This is a genomic window from Thermococcus sp. Bubb.Bath, from assembly GCF_012027595.1.
Classification (GTDB): Archaea; Methanobacteriota_B; Thermococci; order Thermococcales; family Thermococcaceae; genus Thermococcus.
Genome location: NZ_SNUR01000001.1, coordinates 815,307 through 834,390, shown reverse-complemented (window position 1 = coordinate 834,390; position 19,084 = coordinate 815,307). Strand labels below are relative to the sequence as shown.

The window sequence follows — 19,084 nt, the reverse complement described above, 5'->3', positions numbered from 1 at the left end:
CCCGACTGGCTTCACATCAAACTTTTCTAGCGAAAAGTTTGATCAAAAATGTTTTCTAAAAACCCAAGCTTTGTTATATAGTTAGATGCCTTTAAAATGGTCTATCTAAAGAAAGGCTTTAACTCAAAATAATCTGGTTCAATGTGGGGGTACTCCTTTTAACGCCCTTTTTGGGCGTTTGCTGATAGGTACCCCTTAAAGTTGGGGCAAACAAAGAGAAAGCCCATCGCCAAATGAGCCCGTTGAATTTGCATCCCAACTTTGATGAAACTTTGCGCAGGCAAAGTTTCATTGGCTGTGGTGCCCATGCAATAACCACTGTCCCCCTCGCATACCTCGTGGGTGAAACCGGCAGGGTTGTGGCCGTTGATAAAGCCCGCTGGCGCTTCTTCGAGGAAATAACTTCCACCACCGGGATGAGGCATAGAATACTCCCCATGAAGCTCGACGCGAGAGAACTGCCCTTTCCCTTTAAGGCCTTTGATCTGGCCGTTCTCGCTCACGGTATCAGAAGCCTAAAAAACGAGGAGACCATAGTCCATGTCATCTCTGAGATGTTCCGCGTTTCAGATAGGGTCTTCATAGCAGGGAGCCTCCCAATAGCAAACAACGAGCGCCAGACGGCCCATCTTGAGCTGTACAATCTAAGGGAGGAGATATTCGAAGCTCTATTTGGTGAGAAGGACGACCTGCACTACTTTTCGCTGGAAAAGCTGAAGGAGTTCGTGGAGCGCGCCGGAGGGAGGGTCGTTGAGAGTGGGGTCTTTGAACCCAACCTACCACACTACCTCGCCTACATACCGCGGGAGTACGTGGAGAGGATAGAAGACGAGAAAAAGCGCGCTGAACTCCTGGAGCGCTGGGATAAGGCATACAAAATGTGGAAGAAGGGAGCCGAACACCCGCCTGTGGGTTGGATTCTCGCGGAATAAACGTTCTTATGTGACTTTTCTCTTGTTTGGTCATTCAGCCCCCTGAATCTGCTGAAGCCCCGATCTCCCTTGTTAATCTTTCGTAGATAATGTCTTCCGGTGTCACAGGTTCTATCCGCTGGAGCCGTGAGCCGTTTAGAATTCTGCCGCTGAGCCCGTGGACATCGTTTTTAACGATGGTTCCGTCTTCGAAGATCGCCCTGAATCCTCCTATGGTTCTTGCCTCCTCTCCGATCTTGTTCAGGACAACCCTGCCGTTGTGGAGTAGCACAAAGGAGTCGATGTCCTTAAGCCCCGCTATGATGTGGGATACAATTATTATACTGCTGTCGTTTTTAAGTTCTTGGAATGTCTTTGATAACTCCATTTTTGCTATCACATCTACATTACTAAAAGGTTCATCTAAAAAAACGATTCTCGGTCTTCCCGCGAAGGCCATTGCTACTATGAACCTCCGTTTGTAACCCTGGGAAAGCTCCTTGAACTTCTTGTTTTTGTATCTCTCCAATCCGAATATCTCTATTATTTGATTGACATTGTCTTCTCCCCTTGTTTCGGTGATTGCCCTGAGATAGCTCTCCACTCGAACATATGGTGGTATAACGGTCTTTTCAAAAGCAAAGCCGATCTCGTGCGGGGAGATTTCAAAGTAAGGCTTCCCAAATAGTCTGAGGTCTCCTTTGTCGGGTTTTATGATCCTCGCTAGTATCTTGATGAGAGTGGTCTTTCCACTTCCATTGGGACCTAAGATAAGTGAAAGTCCTTCGGAGAGGGCGAAAGTAACGTTTTGAAGCGCTTGTATATCCCCATAAGATTTACTCAAATTTGAGGACTCTAAGAGCATACCCTGAAACCCCCCCTGCAATTAGTATAAGGATAACTGCAGTATATGGGATACTATGAATGGGAGCGAAACGTACAGTAACATCGCTAGTTTGGTTTACAATAACAACCCGCACCCCCCTGCTTGTGACGAAGATCCTATCTGGGTTTTTGAAGAGACCTTCATCCGTCTGAACATAAAGGGTGCAATTCCCCATAACAGATACCCTGTACTTTCCGGTTGCTGGGAGAGTTAAATCCCTTCTTGCAACCTGTTCCATGGAAACATTCGAGGTTTTCTTGAGTTCAGATGGTAAGAACATCTGGAGCTCGATCCTGAAACTTTTTTCACTGGAATTTACGTATTCCCCCATTACTATGAATGTACTGGAGAGTATGGCTGCTATTATTATTATGTAAAGAAGTTTCATGTTAATAAAAATCACCCCCTTCAAAGGCTTTTACTGTAAACAGCACTAAGAGGAGATAAAGGGCCAAACCTGCATACAGAGCCGAGTTTAAGTTAACCATTTTTGGAATTGCAAGGAAATACGTGATTTTTTCGAATGGCAACAGAAAACGGTTCAATGTGTCTGTGGCCCGTGACAGGAGAGAAACGAGAAACAAAATCCCGAGAGGAATAATTGGCTCCTTGGAAATTAAAGAAAGAAATCCCACCAAGAAGAAACCAGAGGTCAATGAGAGAGTTAAGGCTGTGAAAAGCGCTAACAAAAGCCTGAAATCTACTGAAATTCCCAAAACATTTGCGGTTTCCTTAAAGGTAACAGCTGTAATGAATACGAGGAATACCCCGTAGACGAACATAAACAGTAGCCTACCAGCTAACGACTTTCTCTTTCCCAATGTTGCAATATCGTTTATTATGCTCCCTCTGTATATGGGCTCTGCTACTAAAAACGCGGCTAAGAGACCACCTAAGACGAATGCTGCAAGATGTACCTTGGAGATGGTATCCATAAGTGCCGTAACCTGAGAGCTGAGAACTTTTGCAAAAAATGCTCTGTCAGAGATCGAACTCTGAAGATACTCCTTTGAGGGCATCGAAGTTACCTCAGAGCTGAATGGAACGTTATTCAAAGCTGGCAAATACTTCCATATTATATACTGCATTATCAAAGGGGAAGATATTAACAGCACTGCAAGTTGCAAGTTTGATCTAATTTCTTCCCCTATCATTTTAAATGAAACCATACCGATCACCTTTTCCCCACTTTAACTGCTAGAGCCAACAGTAAGCTAATTCCAATTATTCCGAGGTAAATTGGCTTTTTGGGGTTGGAGGGGGGGGATATGGACTTGGCTTTCTTTAGAAATTCTATATTTGTGGGAGTTTTTGTTACAAAAATATCGACAAGCACTGGAGTACTGTTTTTAATTATCCCAAAGGGATCCGAATGAAGATAAATGATTCCATCAACTAGATACTGTCCTTTGAAGTCCATTCTTATGGAAATATTTTTCTGTTTTTCCTCAACGCAGTACATTGGTTCATTTGGCTCCTTTGGAATTCCCATTCCAGTACATCTTAGAGCCTTGATGGGTCCTCCTTCTAGGGATACCGCCCATCCGATGTAATTCTCCGGGCTTTCGTTTTTGATATAAAGTTCTGTAGGACTTGGCTTGAGTTCAATTCCCGATGTATAAATTGATTTATCCGTGGAAAAATTCGGCCAGTACAGGAAAAAGAAAGCTGGCTTCCCACTCAGCATAAATGTGTTTGTATTTCTTTTAATTATGAATGAAATTTTTTTATCTTCTACTGGACATCCATTTTTGGGAGTCTCATTTTCTACAAGTATGCACTTATTAAATGAAACACTGATAGTGGCATTGTAATAATTTCCGAGGTCTTCAATGCTTATATTTGAGATCTTAAATTCGTAGTGGGAATAGTCACTTTTTCCATTTAATGCTTCTACTGTCCCATCCCAACTTAATGGGATCGCCGTTGCTGATACGATACTGAGACTAAAAATAAATAAAAAGAGAGAATATATTATAGTACTTCTTTTCATTGTCATGCCCCCTTAATATTTCCTCTTCTTAGTATCCATAACTTGGATTTTGAGCTAGGTATCCTATAGAATCATGTTTATCGACTATTGTCTTTGTGTCTGGATCTGAAAGCCACTTCGTGGTGGTCTTTTTAACAACCACATGATATGTTGTTACAACATAGTAATCTCCATCCATGGATATGCGCTTGAAGGGCATATTAATGTTCAAGTCAACAGAGTAGCTAATCTTAGTGTATCCAATCAGTGGAGTGCTGTATCCTTTGACTCTGTATGTTCCATCTGAATGAAATCCAATGTACTGATGGATTGAATCGTCGTAGTTTCCCCACTGCCAGACTCCCCATGCAGCCCCGTGGTGGTCATTCCAAGAGACTTCAAGTGAGGCCTCGATGCCATCATATCCTCCACTGATCTTTATGTGTGGATCGATGCCTTCGTCAGTAGCCCCTGTTCTCGAACCTGCGGGGACAGACCACACAATAGCACTTGCACTCCCAGCAGTTACCTCTAATATCAAAAATCCTAACAACATCGCAAACATAGGTTTCCATTTCAAAGTTACCACTTCCGTTGGTTTTCAATTAGAAGGAGTATCCGTTGCTTTATAAATTTTTCTGTTCTTTGAAGGTAATTATTTGCTGGTAACATCTAGGATAAAACAAATCTATGGCATGCTATGTAATATGTATTAAAAATTTAGTAATATGAACAGAACTTGGATAATACGTCACTAAATATCAGAAAGTTGGAAATATAAACGAGGGGGTAAACCACACTTTCAGAACTCCCTCTCCACCAAGAACTCCGCGAGAAGCTCTAAATCCTTCCTCGCATCACTCTCTGGGAGCACCTTAAGTGCTTCGTTAGCATCTTTCACCAGGTTCTTGGCGTAGTCAGAGGCATACTCAATGCTGCCGTACTTCCTGAGGAGCTCGATGGCCTTCGCGACCTCCTCCTTGACGCTCTCGTCGTGTATCAGCGCGTCGCCTTTGGCGTCTCCGGCGTACTTGCCAAAGACCTTGAGGAACTCGGCCTTGTCCTCCTCACTCGCGTGCTCGAAGAAGTGGCTCACTATAAGCGTCTTCTTGCCCTTCCTTATGTCGCTCCCGACGGGCTTTCCAAGCTTCTCCTCGTTGGCTATTATGTCAAGGACGTCGTCCCATATCTGGAAGGCTATTCCAACGTTCATGCCCCACTTGGAGAGTGCCCCGACGTACTCCTCATTGTCCGTCCCCACTATCGCGCCTATTTCTGCTGAGCCCTGGAAGAGCGCCCCTGTCTTGCCACTTATCATTCTGAGGTACTCCTCGACACCGACCTCATCCTTCGTCTCGAACTCTATGTCAAGGGCCTGTCCCTCGCATAGCAGGTTTGAAGTCCTGACGAGAACGTCGAGAATTCTTGCCTTCTTCCTGGCAGGAAGCTCGGCTTTTGCTATCGCCTCGAAGGCCTTGCTGAAGAGAAGGTCCCCAGCCAAAATCGCCATGTTGACGCCCCAGAGCTTGTGGACAGTGGGTTTCCCCCTTCTGAGCTCGTCCATGTCCATGATGTCGTCGTGGACGAGGGAGTAGTTGTGGATGAACTCAACGGAAGCGGCTGGGTAGAGGGCATTCTTTAGGTTGCCACCGACGGCTTCGGCCGCGCGGAGAACGACGAAGGGCCTTACGCGCTTTCCCCCTGCCAGAGGATAGTGCCTCGACGCCTCGTAGAGGCGCTTTGGCTCCTTCTCCGGCACGAGTTCTAGAATAACGTTATCAACGTCCTTCGCCATATTTTTAATTCTGGCGAACAGCTTATCGTACTTTCCCATTGTACCACCCCATGAACGTGAATGTGAATCTAAACCAAGGAAAAAAAGGGGGAACCCTTTATCAGTTTTGCCCTCACTTTATCTCGACAGTGTACCCGTTCCTCGACACGAAGACGTCCCTTCCGATGAGGTATCCCTCCTCCTCGGCTAGCTCTGCGTAGTGCGTTAGCATCTGGAACTCTCCGTGAGCTGGAACTATGTTCTCGGGGTTGAGCATCCTGAGGAGGTAGCGGTGGTCTTCCCTGCTGGCGTGGCCTGAAACGTGGAGGTCCTTGATCATCCTGACGCCCTTCATCTTCAGCTTGGTCTCAAGGACGTAGCGCTGGGCCCTGTTGAGTGGGTTCGGTATCGTTCCCGCGGAGAACACGACGGTGTCCTGCTTCCCTATGTCGTAGAGCTCACCGTTTGCCATCCTCGTGAGAACTGCCCCCGGTTCGCCTTGGTGGCCTGTAACGATTAGGAGGTAGTTCTCCCTTGCTCCTGAAACCTCTGCCATGACCTTCTTTATGGCGTTGGGGCTCCTTACTGCCCTGGCGCCCTTCATCTTTATCAGGCCGAGCTGCTTGGCTATCCCAGTGTACTTTGCCAGAGACCTCCCAACGAAGACTGCCTGCCTTCCCATTTTGTTGGCTATCCTTATGAGCTCCTGTAGGCGAGGTATGTGACTGGCGAACGTGGTAGCTATGAGGCCGTGCTCGTCCATGCCCTCGTAGAGGAAGAAGTCCTCGAGGAGCATTTGGGCGACGGCCTCACTGGGGGTCTTCGTGGGTTCGGCGACGCGTGTTGACTCGGGAATGAGAACTTTAACGCCCTCCTTGCCGAGCTCCTTCAGCCTCTGGTAGTCTGGCTTCTCTCCCAGGGGATTGTTGTTGTCGAACTTGAAGTCGCCCGTATGAACTACTGCTCCGTCTGGAGTGTGGACTACAACCATAGCCGCATGGGGAATCGAGTGGGTGATCCTCACGAACTCTATGGCAAGGTTCTCACTTACCTGGACTATTTCGCCGAACTCAGTCTCATACATCGGGTTCTTGACCTCGAAGTACTGCTCGCTCTTGACCTCGCTCTTGGCCAGCTTTATTGTGTATGGCGTGCCGTATATCGGGATGTTAGGGTAATGTGGGGCGAGCTTTCCAACCGCTCCAATGTGGTCGAGGTGACCGTGGGTGAAAGTTATCGCGACGACCTTCTTGTCCCTCAGGATGTTGTCCTCTGGGATTGCTCCAAGCCTCTGGAGTTCTTTTGTGGGGAACTGCTGGATGTTCACATCCTCGTGGATGAGAACGCGGTCGAGCCGTATACCCATGTCGATTATAACGACTTCCTCTTTTCTGCCGTCAGAATAGCCAACGGCGGTCATGTTCTTACCTACTTCCTCGTAGCCACTTATGGTGTAAACCTTAATCATATTTATTCCTCCTTACGCCCCCAGGCCTCTCTTGAGGCGTGGGGCTGCGTTGCTCATAGTTGTTGTCATGGGTTTAAAAAGGTGTGCATCTGGGAGAAGTCTCCGGAAGGGATGAGAAAAGAGGAAACGCCGGCTTAGATACTCCTGTCCCTCAGGTACGCCGGCAAGTCAATCCGCTGCTCCAGCCACTCCCTCGTGAAGCCCGTTATCACGAGCGGGACTTTCCTCAGCTCCTCGACGTTTCTGGCCCCAACGAGGAACATCGCGTTCCTTATCTCCTCCATGTAGTGCCTGAGGATTTTAATGACGCCTTCAACGTCGCCCTTGACCGCGGGCTTGAGTAGAGGCAAAGCGACACCCGCGAAGGTAGCCCCCATAGCGAGTGCTTTGGCCATTGTGATGCCGTCCCTCATCCCGCCGGTGGCTATCATCGGAAGCTCTGTGGCGTACCTAACTTCTGCAACGCTGATGGCTGTCTTTATACCCCAGTCCCAAAAGTGGAGGGCTAAGTCCTTTCCAATCTCGTCCTTTGCACGGTAGTACTCAACGCCGCTCCAGCTCGTCCCGCCGAGGCCGCCGACATCAATGGCGTCGATGCCAATGCTCTCAAGCCTTATCGCGACCTCCATGGAGACGCCCGCTCCGGTCTCCTTCGCTATTATTGGGTACGGGAACTCGGCCTTCAGCTCGGCCAGAGCTTTCAAAACGCCCCTGTACTGGGTGTCCCCCTCCGGCTGGACGCTCTCCTGGAGCGGGTTCATGTGAACGGCCAAAGCATCGGCCTGGATGGTCTCAACGGCTTTGAGGGCTTCCTCAAGACCGTAGCGCTCGTGGATGGTCTCAGAAAACTGAGGGGCGCCGAGGTTTCCAACGAGGAACACATCGGGGGCAACATCCCTAACGTAGTAGCTCTCCCAGGTCTCGGGCTTCCTTATCATGGCCCTCTGACTGCCAACGCCCATGGGGATGTTGAGCTCCTGTGCCGCCTGAGCGAGGGTTTTGTTAATCCTCCCCGCGAGCTGGGAGCCCTTCGTTCCGCCGGTCATTCCAGCGATGAAAATCGGATAGTCAAACTTCCTCCCCAGAAACTCAACGCTCAGGTCAATTTCATCCTTGTCGATCTCGGGCAGGCTCATGTGGACGAGGTGAACATCCTCAAACCCATTGCTGGTATGGGCCTGCACGTTCCGCTTGAGGCAGTGCTCTATGTGCTCGAACTTTCTGATGACCGTGAGTTCCTCCTTGTCAAAACCCTCCACTCTCATCACCTGGAGAAAAGAAGGGGGAGAGGGTTAAGAGGTTTCCGGTGGATAAGGGGGGTCACATTGACTGTCTTGATCATCACCCCGCCCCTTGGATTCTCCAGCCAGTTGCCAATGTTCCGGATGTTGATGGCGGATTCAATAAAATCCGGGGCTTTGGACTCTGGAATGATGAATTTGAAGTTCGCCTTAAACCCCCGGAGCCTTGGGAACCTAGACTGATGCCGGCTGAGAGCGGTACTTTGATGTCTTGGTAGTCCCCTGTTCCGGTGTAGTGGAAGTATATGACTCCGATGGTGGGATTGTTGCAGGAATGGTACGAGCGGAATTTAAGGACAACCCTTCCGGACTCAGTAGGGGATGGAAAATCAACCGGAAGCGCTGAAACCTCAAGTGTTTCATTAACTGTACTGTTTGAAATTGTCATTTTGTATGGATGGAAACCCACGGAGAGACTGAGAGGTTTCTCTTTGCCCAGTTGGACGGATAGGTTGTCAACGTCTGCAATGGAGAATATGTTATCGTCGCTCCCCTTCGATTCCCCAGGGGATGGAGCCTGGGCCTTGTTATGGTGTTGATTCCGGGTGAGAAACTCTGAGAGACAAGCTTATTAACTTCTACGCTTAAGGAAGGGAGGTGGTTCTATGTGCAAGGGAAAGAAGGAAGTGATTCTGCTTACCGGTCCTCCGCTGAACGGTCGGGATGAGTACGCCGAGGAAGCGCTCAAGCTCGTAGGGAATGAGGACTACTCGTACTATCACGTTTTCGAGTACCTCAAGGAGATCGGAAAGGAGATGGGTGTTAAAATAACCCGGAAGAACGTCCTGGACTTCGCAATAAGTCATCCAGACCTGATGAATGAAATACGGGATGAGGCCTTCGAGAGGATTAGGAAAGAAATAGACGAGAGCGAGAAGAGAGTGCACATAGTTTCAACGCCGAGCCTCTTCCGATGGGGGAGTGGGAGCGTCATTGGCTTCACGACCACGAACCTGAAGCTCCTGCGCCCTATCAGGGTCATAATCGTCCTGGACGACGTTCTTTCCGTTAGGCGGCGCATAATGAACGACCCTGAGTGGTTTGAGCGCTTCGGCGAGAACCCGGACAACATCAAGCTGACCACGTTAGTTATGTGGAGGGAAGATGCAATAAACCACGTCAAGACACTCGTCCATGAGCTCAAATCCGAGGGAATAGAGGTTCGCTACATCCTCCAGTTCGGCATAAGGCATCCTCTTGGGGTCTTCCTTGACCTGATATTCCGGGAGAATGAAAAGCCGCTGGTTTACCTCAGCTACCCAATGACGGGTCATGAGGAGGAGTACTACCACTGCGTCAGGGGATTCTACGACAAACTCAGCGAGCACTTCACGGTTCTCGATCCGGGAGCGCTGGACGACTGGTGGGTCGTTGCCGAATATGACAACCAGGTTGCTAAAAATCCGGACATCAAGAAGATCAAAATCAAGCACCTCCTCGACGGCGATACCATTGAGGAGCTTGGCAGGGGGGATATAGAACAGGCAACGGACATACTCAGGAGGCAGCTCGTCGAGAGAGACTTTAACCTCGTCGATGTGAGCAAGGCGGTAGCGGTCTACCACTACGCGGAGGGCGTCTCGGCTGGGGTTATCAGCGAGATGGCCGAGGCATACAGGAATCTAGCAGCGATATACCTTTACTACCCGTTCAAGAGGCGTCCAAGTCCGTTCATGGAGTTCTACGGCATGCAGAACCCCTCGCGGAGAACTATGTTCAAGGACGAGGACGAGATGATAAGGGCAATGGTGGAGGAGAAGGAGTACTGGGCCAAAGCCTGAAAATCTGAATCATCCCCACCGGTAGCTGTCAACAAGGACGCCGTTTGAGTCGTAGAGGTACGCCGTGTCTCCCTCGTTGTTCCATATCGGCTTGTCTGAGCCCCAGTAGAGGTCTGTTTTTGTGTTTTTCCCTTTCCCAGAGTGAACTCTGACCTCTTCTCCCGGCGAGAGTGTGACGTTGGGGAAGATGAACGTGTTCCCGCTCTCGTCCATCAGCTTCCATCCTTCCAGGTTCACCGCGGAACTTCCGACGTTCTTTATCAGGACGTACTCACCGTTGAGGTTCTTGGAGTCGTCTCCCTCCGCGTTGTACTGCACCATTACTATGACGACACCCGGATTTTCCACTGTGTGGGTCCCACAGGCTCCCCAGAGGCCCTTTCCCTTTTGAATCGCTTCCACCTGGTCTTTGAGGTACTCGTCTTTCTTCTTGAATTTTCCCTCGACGTAGACCCTCGCGTAGCCGAGCCTCACGAGCTCCTCCGTAAAGTCGGTTCCGTTGGTGAGGTATATGTACGCCAGCAATCTACCGTAGTAGCCCCTCCTCGGCGATATCGGGTCGAAGACGAGGTACACATACTTACCCTGCAGCTCCTCTCGCGTGAAATCCTCGGCCTTGAGGCCCCACCGCGTGAGGCACTCCACATCCGTGATGTGGTCGTATTCGTTCGGTCTGTTTCTGCTGAGCTCCGTCTCCGGTGTGTCAACTCCCAAGAACCTCACCTTTTCGACTGTTCCGTTGGAAAACCTGACGTATGCGGTGTCACCGTCAACGACGCGGGTGACGTATACGAGGGCACTTTCCCAGGCTGGTCTGAACTGCGTTGAAGCCTGGCTGTGGCTTAACTTTGAGGAGGGAGTATGGTTTGTCCCTGCGCCGTTAGTGCCTGATGTGCTTACGCACCCTGCGATTATGAGGACAGAGGACAGTAAAAGAACCGTGAGCAATTTTTGGGAGAAGCCCATGCGACCACCTTCAACATGGAAAGAGGGGAAGTATATAAATGTGATTGAATGGTCAGAACCCTCTCGTTGAAGTAGCCCTTAGACCGCGAAAAAAGATGGAGAGGAGTAATGCAATCAGAACGCCTGGTCGAACTCGTCCTTTAGCTCCTCGTATGCTTTTCTCCTGTTCTCTCTGTCGAAGTCGCAGGGGAGCACCTCCTCCCATCCGGGTCCCCCGAAGAGCGGCCTCTCGTTGGTGGCGAAGCTGGAGTACCTGAGGATGTGATAGCGGAGTGATGCGTAGTTATTGGCGAACCGTGCCATGCCCTTGTGTCGTTTTCCGAGTATGAGCGTGTAGAAGAACTGGATTAGAACCACCAGTCCAACGGCGAGACCTAGTACGTATAGAATAACGCCATACACTATTGCAAGCGGGATCCTCAACAGGGCCTCCACTCTTTCTCCCATTGGGTTATCTTCCTTACAATTTTGTAAGGTATTAGAAGAGCTCTTTAAAAAATTAACGTTTCTTTTTATGCGTGGCTGGAACAGAACAGAAACGAGAAACGAAGAGAAAAGGGGAAGAAATCACTTCTTCACCCATCCGCGGTCCTTCATGGCCTGGTAGACCCTGCTGACCGCGACGACGTAGGCAGCATCGCGCATGTGGATGTTCTTCTCCTTGTGGGTGTTATAGACGTCCCAGAAGGCCTTGGTCATCTTCTTGTCGAGCCGGTCGTAGACCTCCTCAAGGGTCCAGTAGTAGCCGTTTATGTTCTGGACCCACTCGAAGTAGCTGACGGTGACACCGCCGGCGTTGCAGAGGAAGTCCGGAATCTGGAGAATGCCCTTTTCGCGAAGTATCTCGTCGGCCTCGGGGGTAACCGGACCGTTGGCAACCTCGGCGACGATCTTGGCCTTGATCTTGTCGGCGTTCTTCTCGGTGATGACCTCCTCGATGGCGGCCGGGGCGAGGACGTCGACGTCGAGCTCGAGGATCTCCTCGTTGGTGATGTTGGTCGCGCCTGGGAAGTCCTTGACGCTGCCGTTCTTCTTCTTCCACTCGAGGACTTCATCTGCGTTGAGGCCGTCCGGGTTGTAGATGCCGCCGTGGCTGTCGCTGACGGCGACGACCTTCATGCCGTACTCCTCGCTCATGATCTTGGCCATGTAGTAGCCGGCGTTACCGTAACCCTGGATGGCAATAGTCTTGCCCTTGAGGTCCATGCCGAGGGCCTTGGCAGCCTCGCGGATGGTGTAGGAGGCACCCTTGGCGGTGGCGTCGCCCCTTCCGAGTGAACCGCCAATGCTGAGCGGCTTTCCGGTGATGACACCGAAGGCCGGGCCCTTCCTCCTCATGATGGTCTCGTACTCGTCCATCATCCAGCCCATGATCTTCGGGTTGGTGTAGACGTCCGGGGCCGGGACATCGGTCCACGGGCCGATTACGTCGTAAACGGCGCGGATGTATGAGCGTGCGAGCCTCTCCTGCTCGCCCTCGCTGAGCTCCTTGGGGTTGACTATGATGCCGCCCTTGCCTCCACCGTAGGGGATGTCAACAACGGCACACTTCCAGGTCATCCAGGTGGCGAGGGCCTTAACGGTGCTGAGGGTCTCAGCAGGGTGCCAGCGAATGCCGCCCTTGGTCGGACCGCGGGCCCAGTTGTGCTGGACGCGGAAACCGGTGAAAACCTTGACGGAACCGTCGTCCATCTGGAGCGGGACGCTGACCTCCAGAATTCTCATGGGCCTCTTGAGCCATGCAAGGGCCTCGTCACTTATGTCCATAAACTGCGCAGCCCTCTCGAGCTGCCTGACCGCCATCTCAAAGGGGTCCTGCTCAACCATGTCTATCACCTCAGTTTCGGTAATCTGCGATACCTTGTTAGGCGTTTGCATATATAAACCTTTCGATATACGGCAGGAGAACGGCTTATTTTAAACAAAAAGTTATATACTGAAACTTTCCAAAAATCCGACGCTTTTTATGGAAGATTTAGCCGAAAGAAGCGATGTGCATTGAGAATTTTGTATACACTGAAGAACGTTTACGTTCATCAAAGTTCATAAAAATAAAGGGATGTCCTCAGTGAGAAGTCGATCATCATCTTTTCAGCTCACTCTCCTTCCAATCATCGGACAGAAATATTTCGGGGGCAGATTAAAAGGGTTTCTGGTTCATCTGACTCTCACTCATCATGACACTCAAACGGCAGTGACAGTGGCGCTGAAGCTTTTAGGAAAAGCTCTATCAAAAGTTTGAATGTCTTCAAAAATTGGCTTAACGGGCATGATTTTCCTAATGAATGCGCTGGTGAGTGAGGGTTTTCTTTTTTAACGCCCGGAGGCGTTGTACAGGGGTAAACCCGTTGAAAATTGCAAATTAAATCGAGAATCTCATAAAAATGGGGCGAGTAAATGAGACATTGACTTTCAAAGCAGGCAAGTTAAAACACTTCATAGCTTTCTGCCATCCGTTAAGACACTTGAACGATAGTGAAAGTGGCGCTTTGCAAAGCAAAGGGCTGCTGTGGAGCCCCGGGCGGGATTTGAACCCGCGACCGGCGGATTACAAGTCCGCCGCCCCGCCAGGCTAGGCTACCGGGGCACCAGTTTTAGAGAAGGAGAATCCAATATAAATTTTTCGACTGCCCAAAAAGGTTTTTAATAATTCCAACATCGTTAAACTTAGGTGTTTAAAATGTCGGGAAAGAGCTTTCTGACCGAGCATCAAATTAGGATTCTGATGCTGAGGGCCGAGGGTTTAAAGCAGAGTGAGATAGCCGAGATTCTCGGAACGAGCCGGGCTAACGTTAGCATTCTGGAAAGGAGGGCCCTGGAGAAAATAGAAAAGGCGAGGAACACCCTTCTCCTCTGGGAGCAGATAAACTCAAAGATAAGCGTTGAGGTCAAAAAGGGCGAGGACATATTCCCAGTTCCGGAGAAACTCTTTAAGAAGGCCGATGAGCTTGGGGTAAAAGTCCCTTACAGCACCGCGGAGATAATAGCGTTTCTCGTGGAGCACGCCCCGATAGAGGACAGATTAGCCAGGAGGGACTTCACACTATTCCTGGACAGGGATGGTAGACTTCGCGTGAACGAGTGCATCTTAGAGGATTTTAATGGGGTAAGGGAGCACAACGGCGGTAACGACGCCGTTTAACGCAATTGAAAGCCCTCTTGTCCCCTCCACTCGTCTCGTTAGTTTTTGTGATAGCCCATCTCACCCCATTGAAGTTCTCCGAAAAGGCAATAAGCAGCTAAATCTATCACCACCGGTGATACTATGCTCCTCAGGAACTACAGCTTTCCTGGAAGGTACGGACCCGAGTGGGGCAGCGGCGGGATCTTTGGCTTGAGGTACCACAATAGTGTCCTCTACTTCACCCTGGCTTTTGAGGCGGAGGCACACTTCATGGACATGGCAAACGATGAAGAAAAGACCTATGACTTTACCCTCGTTGGAAACGCCCCCACAAGCGGCGGCGACACCTACAACGCCGTTGAGACCGTTGACGAGTTCATCTACTTCGGGGGCTGGGTGCACGCTCCGGCGATTTATCGGGAAGACAGGAGGATACTCTTCAACAACAAGTACTCCCACGTCCATGCATACGATACGGAGGAAGGGAATGTAAGACTCCTTTGGAAGGACTCGATACACCACGAGACCGACTGGGCCGGAGAGATAAGCGATATAATCTACGACCCCTACGGCGACAGGCTCCTGCTCGCTAGAGAAGACGGACACACCAACCTTGGCGTCTACTCTCTCAACAGGAAGACTGGAAAGGCCGATCCTCTCATAACTGAACCGTCCCCCAAAGGGACGCGCGTCCACGACGTTGCCTTCTTTGGAGTAGGGAACAACTTCACAGGCGGAGTCAGGGAGTTCAGGGTGCTCGACCTGATAAGTGGGAAATGGGACTCCTTCAAGCCCGGAGAGAGTGTGGACGAAAAACCCTATGAGAGGCCCGAGCTCGGAGCCATGGCGACCGCATACAACAGGGCCCTCGCCTTCGTGCGCGGTGGAATCTTCGCGGGCAACCCCTACATGGGTGAGGAATTAACTTTCTACCGTCTCTTTGACTTCCCGACGTTCTATGCGCCCCTCCGTGTTAACGCGATAAACGTCGGTGGTGGTATCTTAACAGCATTTAACGCCCATCACGACGCGTCCTACAGAAGGGACTCGGCCGAGACGGGAATAGACTGGGACTTCACGAACACGGTAGTCGGGTCAAGTGTCCTCGTTTACGTTGCTCCGCCGATGGTGAAGATAGTTGGGGCCTTTGGAGCGAGGGTAACGAGCATCGAGAAGATGAACGGAAAGATTCTTGTAGCGACGAACACAACCCCAAACACCGGAGCGACCGAGGCCACACCCTTTGACACGGGAAATAGGGACATCGTGGTTCTCGACGAGAAGATACTACAGGAGAGGGCGCCGGCGGTGAGCTTTTCACTTCCGCTGGGTCTCCTCAGAAAGACCGGTAAAGAGATCTTCGGAGGCATCCCCCTTGACGGCTACAGGAGTGCCAGGGCAGTATTCTACGTGAAGGACGACGTGAAGCTGAAGGTTTACGAGTACGACCTCTCACTTCTCCCGGATAAGGCGGAGGAAGAAACCTTCGATCTGAAGGCTGGAAGAAACGTGGTTGATCTGAGGACTTTCTCAGGAATCGTCAGCTTTGAGCTGGAAAAAAGGGTAGACGGAAAAGTAAGGATAGAGCTCAGCTGATTTATGTTTTTCCTTTTCCAAATATCCTGTTCCAGCTCATGCTGTCCTCAATGAGCTCCTGGACGGTCAGGGTCTTTTCCGCCACTATCTCCGGCTTGAGTTCCTTGAGGGGCTTCAGGAGTTCTTCCCTCGGAAGGAGCTCTTCATCAAAGACGACGAAGCCGTTCTTGGCGTAGCCGTTGAGGAATACCCTCCACACCCTTTCGTCTTTCCCAAGCTCGTACTGCTTGATCGTGGCCTTCTCCCAGTTGATGTCGCCAAACTTGAGATCGAGCCTCGTGAGCCTCTTGTTAAAGACCCTCTCGGTCGTCATCGTCACCACCTCACTCCTTGTTCAGCCCGAAGTAGTCCTCAATGTCGATGTAGGTCTTCCTATAGAGCTCGCTGTTCTTCATCTTCTCAACGAACTCCTTGTTCCTAAAGTACTTGTCCTTCTTGTAGTCCCAGTCCGGATGGAGGGCCTTCCATTCCTCCCAGGTGTAGCTGAACTGAGCCTGAACCTTGTCCCTGTAGAGCTCCGGAATGACATTGAAGGTACAGAACGGGACGATCCTTCCGTCGGGCATCGCGTAGTGGATGACACAGCGCTCCACGCGCTCAACGTCGTAGTTGTACTCGTCCATGAAGTGCATCATGCCGAGGAAGAGGGCGTTCTCGTGGAACTTGCCGAGGGCGTCGTAGTTGCCGTGCATGAAGGCGTTCTTTATGAGGTCGAGAACCTTGAGGCCCTTTGGAGCGTACTTGTCGTCGTAGAAGCTCTTGAATTTGAGGAATATCTCCGCACCGAGCTTGAGCTTCTTGAGCTTGCCCATGGTCTTCCACTGTTCGATTTCTTCGGCTTTCTCCTCCAGGAAATTTACAAAGCCTTCAACGTCAAGGAATCTGCTTATTGGAACAACACGCTTGTTCTCCCTGTCAAGGAAGACGTAAGTTGCCGCACCGCAGGCAAAGTGGCTGGTCATGTAGTAGCGTGAGCCTGTGAAGGCCTCAAAGAATCTCGCTATGTGACCGGCTATCGGTATTGGATACCAGTCGTACCTGCCTATTGCACCGTTGGTCTGCTCCTCGATTCTCTTGATTGTTCCGGGGATTGTTATCCTGAACCTCTGGCGCTCCTTCTTTGGAACCCTTCCGACCTGGGAAATCGGCTGGAAGTTAACTCCTCTGACGATGTCGAGGTGGTTGAGGCCGAAGTTGATGATAGCGCCAAGCTCGTGGTCGTTGACGTTCCTTATCGTCGTCGGAACGAGAACTATCCCCGGTCCGCCGGCCTTTCTGACGTTCTCAAAGACAAGTGGAACCTCCCAGTGGTTCTTCCAGTTGGTCTGGGGGGTCATTCCGTCGTAGCTCATGTATAGGGTGTTGGTGCCTACCTCACGGATCTTTTTGACGAGTTCTGGGTCAAAGGCGAGCTTTATTCCGTCAGTGTTGAGCTGGACGTGGTCGTAGCCTTCTTCCTTCGCCATTTTGAGGATCTCGATGAGGTCTTCTCTGAGCGTTGGTTCCCCCCCTGTGAACTGGACTGCGTTGGCTCCAATTGGGTTCTCCTTCTTGGCGTTCCTGAGCATCATCCGTATCTGTTCGAGCGTCGGCTCGTAAATCGGCTGACCCTCCTTGGCATAGAAGAAGCAGTACCAGCACGCTAGGTTGCAGCGGTTGGTTAGAACTATGTTAAGGAGATTAGTGTGTGAGCGGTGCCTTGAGCACATGCCGCAGTCGAACGGGCAGTTGACACCTGTATTTTCAACGTTAGCACTGTAAATCTCTTTCTCCGTCCATATCCACTTGCGGTGGATATTGTAAATCTCAACATCTTCAGAGTAGAGGTCGGTTATCATGCCCTCGGGGCACTTCTTGGTTATCCAAACCTTACCACCCTTCTCCCAGACGAGGGCCGGGACGACCCTTCTCGTCTCGGGACAGAGGGAGTATGTCCTGTGGGGAAGGGGTTCCCCGTATCCTCTGCTTGCACTCTTAAGAAGCGCGTGAAATTCTTCCTCGCTTATTTCTGGGAATTCTACAATGTCTCTAATCCGCTTAGTGGACTCTGAAAATTCTTTTTCACCACTGGGGATTTCACCGATGCTCTCGGCCATCGGGCCTCACCTCTCCAACTTGAACTCTGGTGGGGGTTTAATCTTTGGGTATAAAAGCTTTTGCGTAAATATGAAGATTTCCTTTCATAGGTATGGGACAGATATGGGAAGTGGCGGAAATCATTAAAAGATGCCCGTCCAAAAGCGGGTAGGTGGTTGAAGTGTCGGCTAGAGACATGAGGATGGAGATGTTCCTGCGGGCCCTTCTGAGGAGGGACTTCAGTAAAGCAAAGGGGCACCTTGAGAAGCTTCAGAAGATGGCGGGCTCCGACGAATGGGGAAGGGGCTACACCAGGGCAATAAACGGGTTCCTGAGCACCCTGCAGGATAACGACCCGGATTCGTTTCTCTTTCAGGTTGTGTCAAATAACGACAGAGAGAGGGCGGAAGAGTTTTTGAAACGCTTTGAGGAGATAATCTCCCAGGAGTTTAGGGATGAGTATGAGAAGGGCTACTACACTGCCTGGGTGGAGCTCCTGCGGGCTTACTTAAACCAGAAATCCCTTGCGTGAGGGTCTCCTATGGCGGATTCCAGGAAAGAGAAGCTGATGCACGAGCTTGAGGAGAAAATCAGGAGCTGCCAGAAGTGCCCTCTTGGAAAGCTTAGGACGAACGCCGTCCCCGGTGCCGGAAGCTACGACGCGAGGGCTATGCTCGTGGGTGAGGCGCCGGGATACTGGGAAGACCAGAAGGGCTTCCCCTTCGTCGGTAGGGCTGGGAAGCTTCTCGATGGACTTTTGGCAGAAATCGGCCTGAGCAGGAAAGATGTTTACATCACCAACATCGTCAAGTGCCGCCCGCCTGAAAACCGCGACCCAACGGAGGAGGAAATCAAGGCGTGCTCTCCCTACCTTGACAGGCAGATAGACATAATCCAGCCGAAGGTCATCGTACCCCTAGGGAGACACTCGATGGGATACATCCTCCGGAAGTTCGGCTTTGAGCCCGAGCCAATAAGCAAAATCCACGGAAAGACCTTCGAGGCACATACGCTCTTCGGAAAAATCACGATAATGCCAATGTACCATCCGGCAGCCGCCCTCTACAAGCCGCCACTTAGGGAAGAGCTGAGAAAAGATTTCGTAAAGCTGAAAACAATCCTGGATGGGCTTAGATGACCAAAGCTGGCCTCTAGAAGGCAGAAACACTTTCAGTCCGTTGCGGGGCCATCTCAATCTCTTCTGGATTAACGGGTCGAGGGGACGCGTT

At 50.7% G+C, this 19,084-nt stretch carries 19 protein-coding genes and 1 tRNA gene; 6 read left to right on the top strand and 14 right to left on the bottom strand.

Annotation, left to right across the window (positions count from 1 at the left end; all coding sequences use genetic code 11):
• The first annotated feature begins 272 nt into the window (after positions 1 to 272).
• Positions 273 to 932 carry a class I SAM-dependent methyltransferase gene (locus E3E29_RS04685; protein ID WP_240922743.1) on the top strand — a complete coding sequence of 220 codons (660 nt, stop codon included), beginning with the start codon at positions 273 to 275 and terminating at the stop codon, positions 930 to 932.
• A gap of 34 nt (positions 933 to 966) precedes the next feature.
• Here the strand turns inward: E3E29_RS04685 and E3E29_RS04680 are convergent, their stop codons facing one another.
• From E3E29_RS04680 to fni, 8 genes are all read right to left on the bottom strand, one after another.
• Positions 967 to 1,776: an ATP-binding cassette domain-containing protein gene (locus tag E3E29_RS04680; protein ID WP_167909665.1), complete on the bottom strand. Its 810-nt coding sequence runs from the start codon at positions 1,774 to 1,776 to the stop codon at positions 967 to 969.
• Positions 1,748 to 2,185, bottom strand: a complete 438-nt coding sequence (locus E3E29_RS04675) for a hypothetical protein (protein ID WP_167909664.1) — start codon at positions 2,183 to 2,185, stop codon at positions 1,748 to 1,750. The genes E3E29_RS04680 and E3E29_RS04675 overlap by 29 nt, the downstream gene beginning before the upstream one ends.
• 1 nt (position 2,186) lies before the next feature.
• Positions 2,187 to 2,975 carry a hypothetical protein gene (locus tag E3E29_RS04670; RefSeq protein ID WP_167909663.1) on the bottom strand — a complete coding sequence of 263 codons (789 nt, stop codon included), beginning with the start codon at positions 2,973 to 2,975 and terminating at the stop codon, positions 2,187 to 2,189.
• The gene (locus E3E29_RS04665) at positions 2,972 to 3,796 is read right to left on the bottom strand and encodes a hypothetical protein (protein ID WP_167909662.1); all 825 of its coding nucleotides are present in this window, start codon (positions 3,794 to 3,796) and stop codon (positions 2,972 to 2,974) included. Before E3E29_RS04665 ends, E3E29_RS04670 begins: the two co-directional genes overlap by 4 nt.
• A gap of 22 nt (positions 3,797 to 3,818) precedes the next feature.
• Positions 3,819 to 4,349, bottom strand: coding sequence for a hypothetical protein (locus E3E29_RS04660; protein WP_167909661.1), 531 nt, complete (start codon positions 4,347 to 4,349; stop codon positions 3,819 to 3,821).
• Positions 4,350 to 4,571: 222 nt separating this feature from the next.
• On the bottom strand, positions 4,572 to 5,603 hold the full coding sequence (locus E3E29_RS04655; RefSeq protein ID WP_167909660.1) for a polyprenyl synthetase family protein: 1,032 nt from the start codon (positions 5,601 to 5,603) through the stop codon (positions 4,572 to 4,574).
• A gap of 73 nt (positions 5,604 to 5,676) precedes the next feature.
• Entirely contained in the window at positions 5,677 to 7,011 is a 1,335-nt protein-coding gene (locus E3E29_RS04650) for an RNase J family beta-CASP ribonuclease (RefSeq protein ID WP_167909659.1), read from the bottom strand.
• A 134-nt stretch (positions 7,012 to 7,145) separates the two neighbouring features.
• On the bottom strand, positions 7,146 to 8,270 hold the full coding sequence (gene fni, locus E3E29_RS04645; protein WP_167909918.1) for a type 2 isopentenyl-diphosphate Delta-isomerase: 1,125 nt from the start codon (positions 8,268 to 8,270) through the stop codon (positions 7,146 to 7,148).
• A gap of 647 nt (positions 8,271 to 8,917) precedes the next feature.
• Between fni and E3E29_RS04640 the strand changes: the two genes are divergently transcribed.
• Positions 8,918 to 10,093: a hypothetical protein gene (locus E3E29_RS04640; protein WP_167909658.1), complete on the top strand. Its 1,176-nt coding sequence runs from the start codon at positions 8,918 to 8,920 to the stop codon at positions 10,091 to 10,093.
• A 9-nt stretch (positions 10,094 to 10,102) separates the two neighbouring features.
• Here E3E29_RS04640 and E3E29_RS04635 read toward each other — a convergent pair whose 3' ends face one another.
• The 4 genes from E3E29_RS04635 to E3E29_RS04620 all read right to left on the bottom strand — a co-directional run bounded on the left by E3E29_RS04635 (position 10,103) and on the right by E3E29_RS04620 (position 13,646).
• Positions 10,103 to 11,059, bottom strand: coding sequence for a lamin tail domain-containing protein (locus E3E29_RS04635; RefSeq protein WP_167909657.1), 957 nt, complete (start codon positions 11,057 to 11,059; stop codon positions 10,103 to 10,105).
• Between the two features lie 114 nt (positions 11,060 to 11,173).
• On the bottom strand, positions 11,174 to 11,494 hold the full coding sequence (locus E3E29_RS04630) for a DUF4389 domain-containing protein (RefSeq protein ID WP_206205759.1): 321 nt from the start codon (positions 11,492 to 11,494) through the stop codon (positions 11,174 to 11,176).
• Between the two features lie 132 nt (positions 11,495 to 11,626).
• Positions 11,627 to 12,886, bottom strand: coding sequence for a glutamate dehydrogenase (gene gdhA, locus E3E29_RS04625; protein WP_167909655.1), 1,260 nt, complete (start codon positions 12,884 to 12,886; stop codon positions 11,627 to 11,629).
• Between the two features lie 683 nt (positions 12,887 to 13,569).
• Positions 13,570 to 13,646: transfer RNA gene (locus E3E29_RS04620), tRNA-Thr, on the bottom strand.
• A gap of 93 nt (positions 13,647 to 13,739) precedes the next feature.
• On the opposite strand from E3E29_RS04620, the gene E3E29_RS04615 reads away from it, so the two are divergent.
• Positions 13,740 to 14,201: a Tfx family DNA-binding protein gene (locus E3E29_RS04615; RefSeq protein WP_167909917.1), complete on the top strand. Its 462-nt coding sequence runs from the start codon at positions 13,740 to 13,742 to the stop codon at positions 14,199 to 14,201.
• A gap of 123 nt (positions 14,202 to 14,324) precedes the next feature.
• A complete protein-coding gene (locus tag E3E29_RS04610) occupies positions 14,325 to 15,779 on the top strand; it encodes a DUF2139 domain-containing protein (RefSeq protein ID WP_167909654.1) in 1,455 nt (484 codons plus the stop codon).
• Position 15,780: 1 nt separating this feature from the next.
• Here E3E29_RS04610 and E3E29_RS04605 read toward each other — a convergent pair whose 3' ends face one another.
• Positions 15,781 to 16,092, bottom strand: a complete 312-nt coding sequence (locus tag E3E29_RS04605) for a DUF3213 domain-containing protein (protein ID WP_167909916.1) — start codon at positions 16,090 to 16,092, stop codon at positions 15,781 to 15,783.
• 10 nt (positions 16,093 to 16,102) lie between these two features.
• Positions 16,103 to 17,875, bottom strand: coding sequence for a tetraether lipid synthase Tes (gene tes / locus E3E29_RS04600; protein ID WP_167909653.1), 1,773 nt, complete (start codon positions 17,873 to 17,875; stop codon positions 16,103 to 16,105).
• Between the two features lie 161 nt (positions 17,876 to 18,036).
• Between tes and E3E29_RS04595 the strand changes: the two genes are divergently transcribed.
• Together E3E29_RS04595 and udg are read left to right on the top strand one after the other, a co-directional pair.
• A complete protein-coding gene (locus E3E29_RS04595; RefSeq protein WP_167909915.1) occupies positions 18,037 to 18,387 on the top strand; it encodes a hypothetical protein in 351 nt (116 codons plus the stop codon).
• Positions 18,388 to 18,396: 9 nt separating this feature from the next.
• On the top strand, positions 18,397 to 18,993 hold the full coding sequence (gene udg / locus E3E29_RS04590; protein WP_277346684.1) for a type-4 uracil-DNA glycosylase: 597 nt from the start codon (positions 18,397 to 18,399) through the stop codon (positions 18,991 to 18,993).
• Positions 18,994 to 19,084: the final 91 nt, after the last annotated feature.

What these genes read in the sequence shown, in the direction of transcription:
- tes (WP_167909653.1), bottom strand. Translation starts at nt 17,875, where the DNA reads ATGGCCGAGAGCATCGGTGAAATCCCCAGTGGTGAAAAAGAATTTTCA.
- udg (WP_277346684.1), top strand. Translation starts at nt 18,397, where the DNA reads ATGGCGGATTCCAGGAAAGAGAAGCTGATGCACGAGCTTGAGGAGAAA.
- E3E29_RS04610 (WP_167909654.1), top strand. Translation starts at nt 14,325, where the DNA reads ATGCTCCTCAGGAACTACAGCTTTCCTGGAAGGTACGGACCCGAGTGG.
- E3E29_RS04650 (WP_167909659.1), bottom strand. Translation starts at nt 7,011, where the DNA reads ATGATTAAGGTTTACACCATAAGTGGCTACGAGGAAGTAGGTAAGAAC.
- E3E29_RS04680 (WP_167909665.1), bottom strand. Translation starts at nt 1,776, where the DNA reads ATGCTCTTAGAGTCCTCAAATTTGAGTAAATCTTATGGGGATATACAA.
- E3E29_RS04615 (WP_167909917.1), top strand. Translation starts at nt 13,740, where the DNA reads ATGTCGGGAAAGAGCTTTCTGACCGAGCATCAAATTAGGATTCTGATG.
- E3E29_RS04605 (WP_167909916.1), bottom strand. Translation starts at nt 16,092, where the DNA reads ATGACGACCGAGAGGGTCTTTAACAAGAGGCTCACGAGGCTCGATCTC.
- E3E29_RS04655 (WP_167909660.1), bottom strand. Translation starts at nt 5,603, where the DNA reads ATGGGAAAGTACGATAAGCTGTTCGCCAGAATTAAAAATATGGCGAAG.
- E3E29_RS04675 (WP_167909664.1), bottom strand. Translation starts at nt 2,185, where the DNA reads ATGAAACTTCTTTACATAATAATAATAGCAGCCATACTCTCCAGTACA.
- E3E29_RS04665 (WP_167909662.1), bottom strand. Translation starts at nt 3,796, where the DNA reads ATGACAATGAAAAGAAGTACTATAATATATTCTCTCTTTTTATTTATT.
- E3E29_RS04640 (WP_167909658.1), top strand. Translation starts at nt 8,918, where the DNA reads ATGTGCAAGGGAAAGAAGGAAGTGATTCTGCTTACCGGTCCTCCGCTG.
- gdhA (WP_167909655.1), bottom strand. Translation starts at nt 12,886, where the DNA reads ATGGTTGAGCAGGACCCCTTTGAGATGGCGGTCAGGCAGCTCGAGAGG.
- E3E29_RS04635 (WP_167909657.1), bottom strand. Translation starts at nt 11,059, where the DNA reads ATGGGCTTCTCCCAAAAATTGCTCACGGTTCTTTTACTGTCCTCTGTC.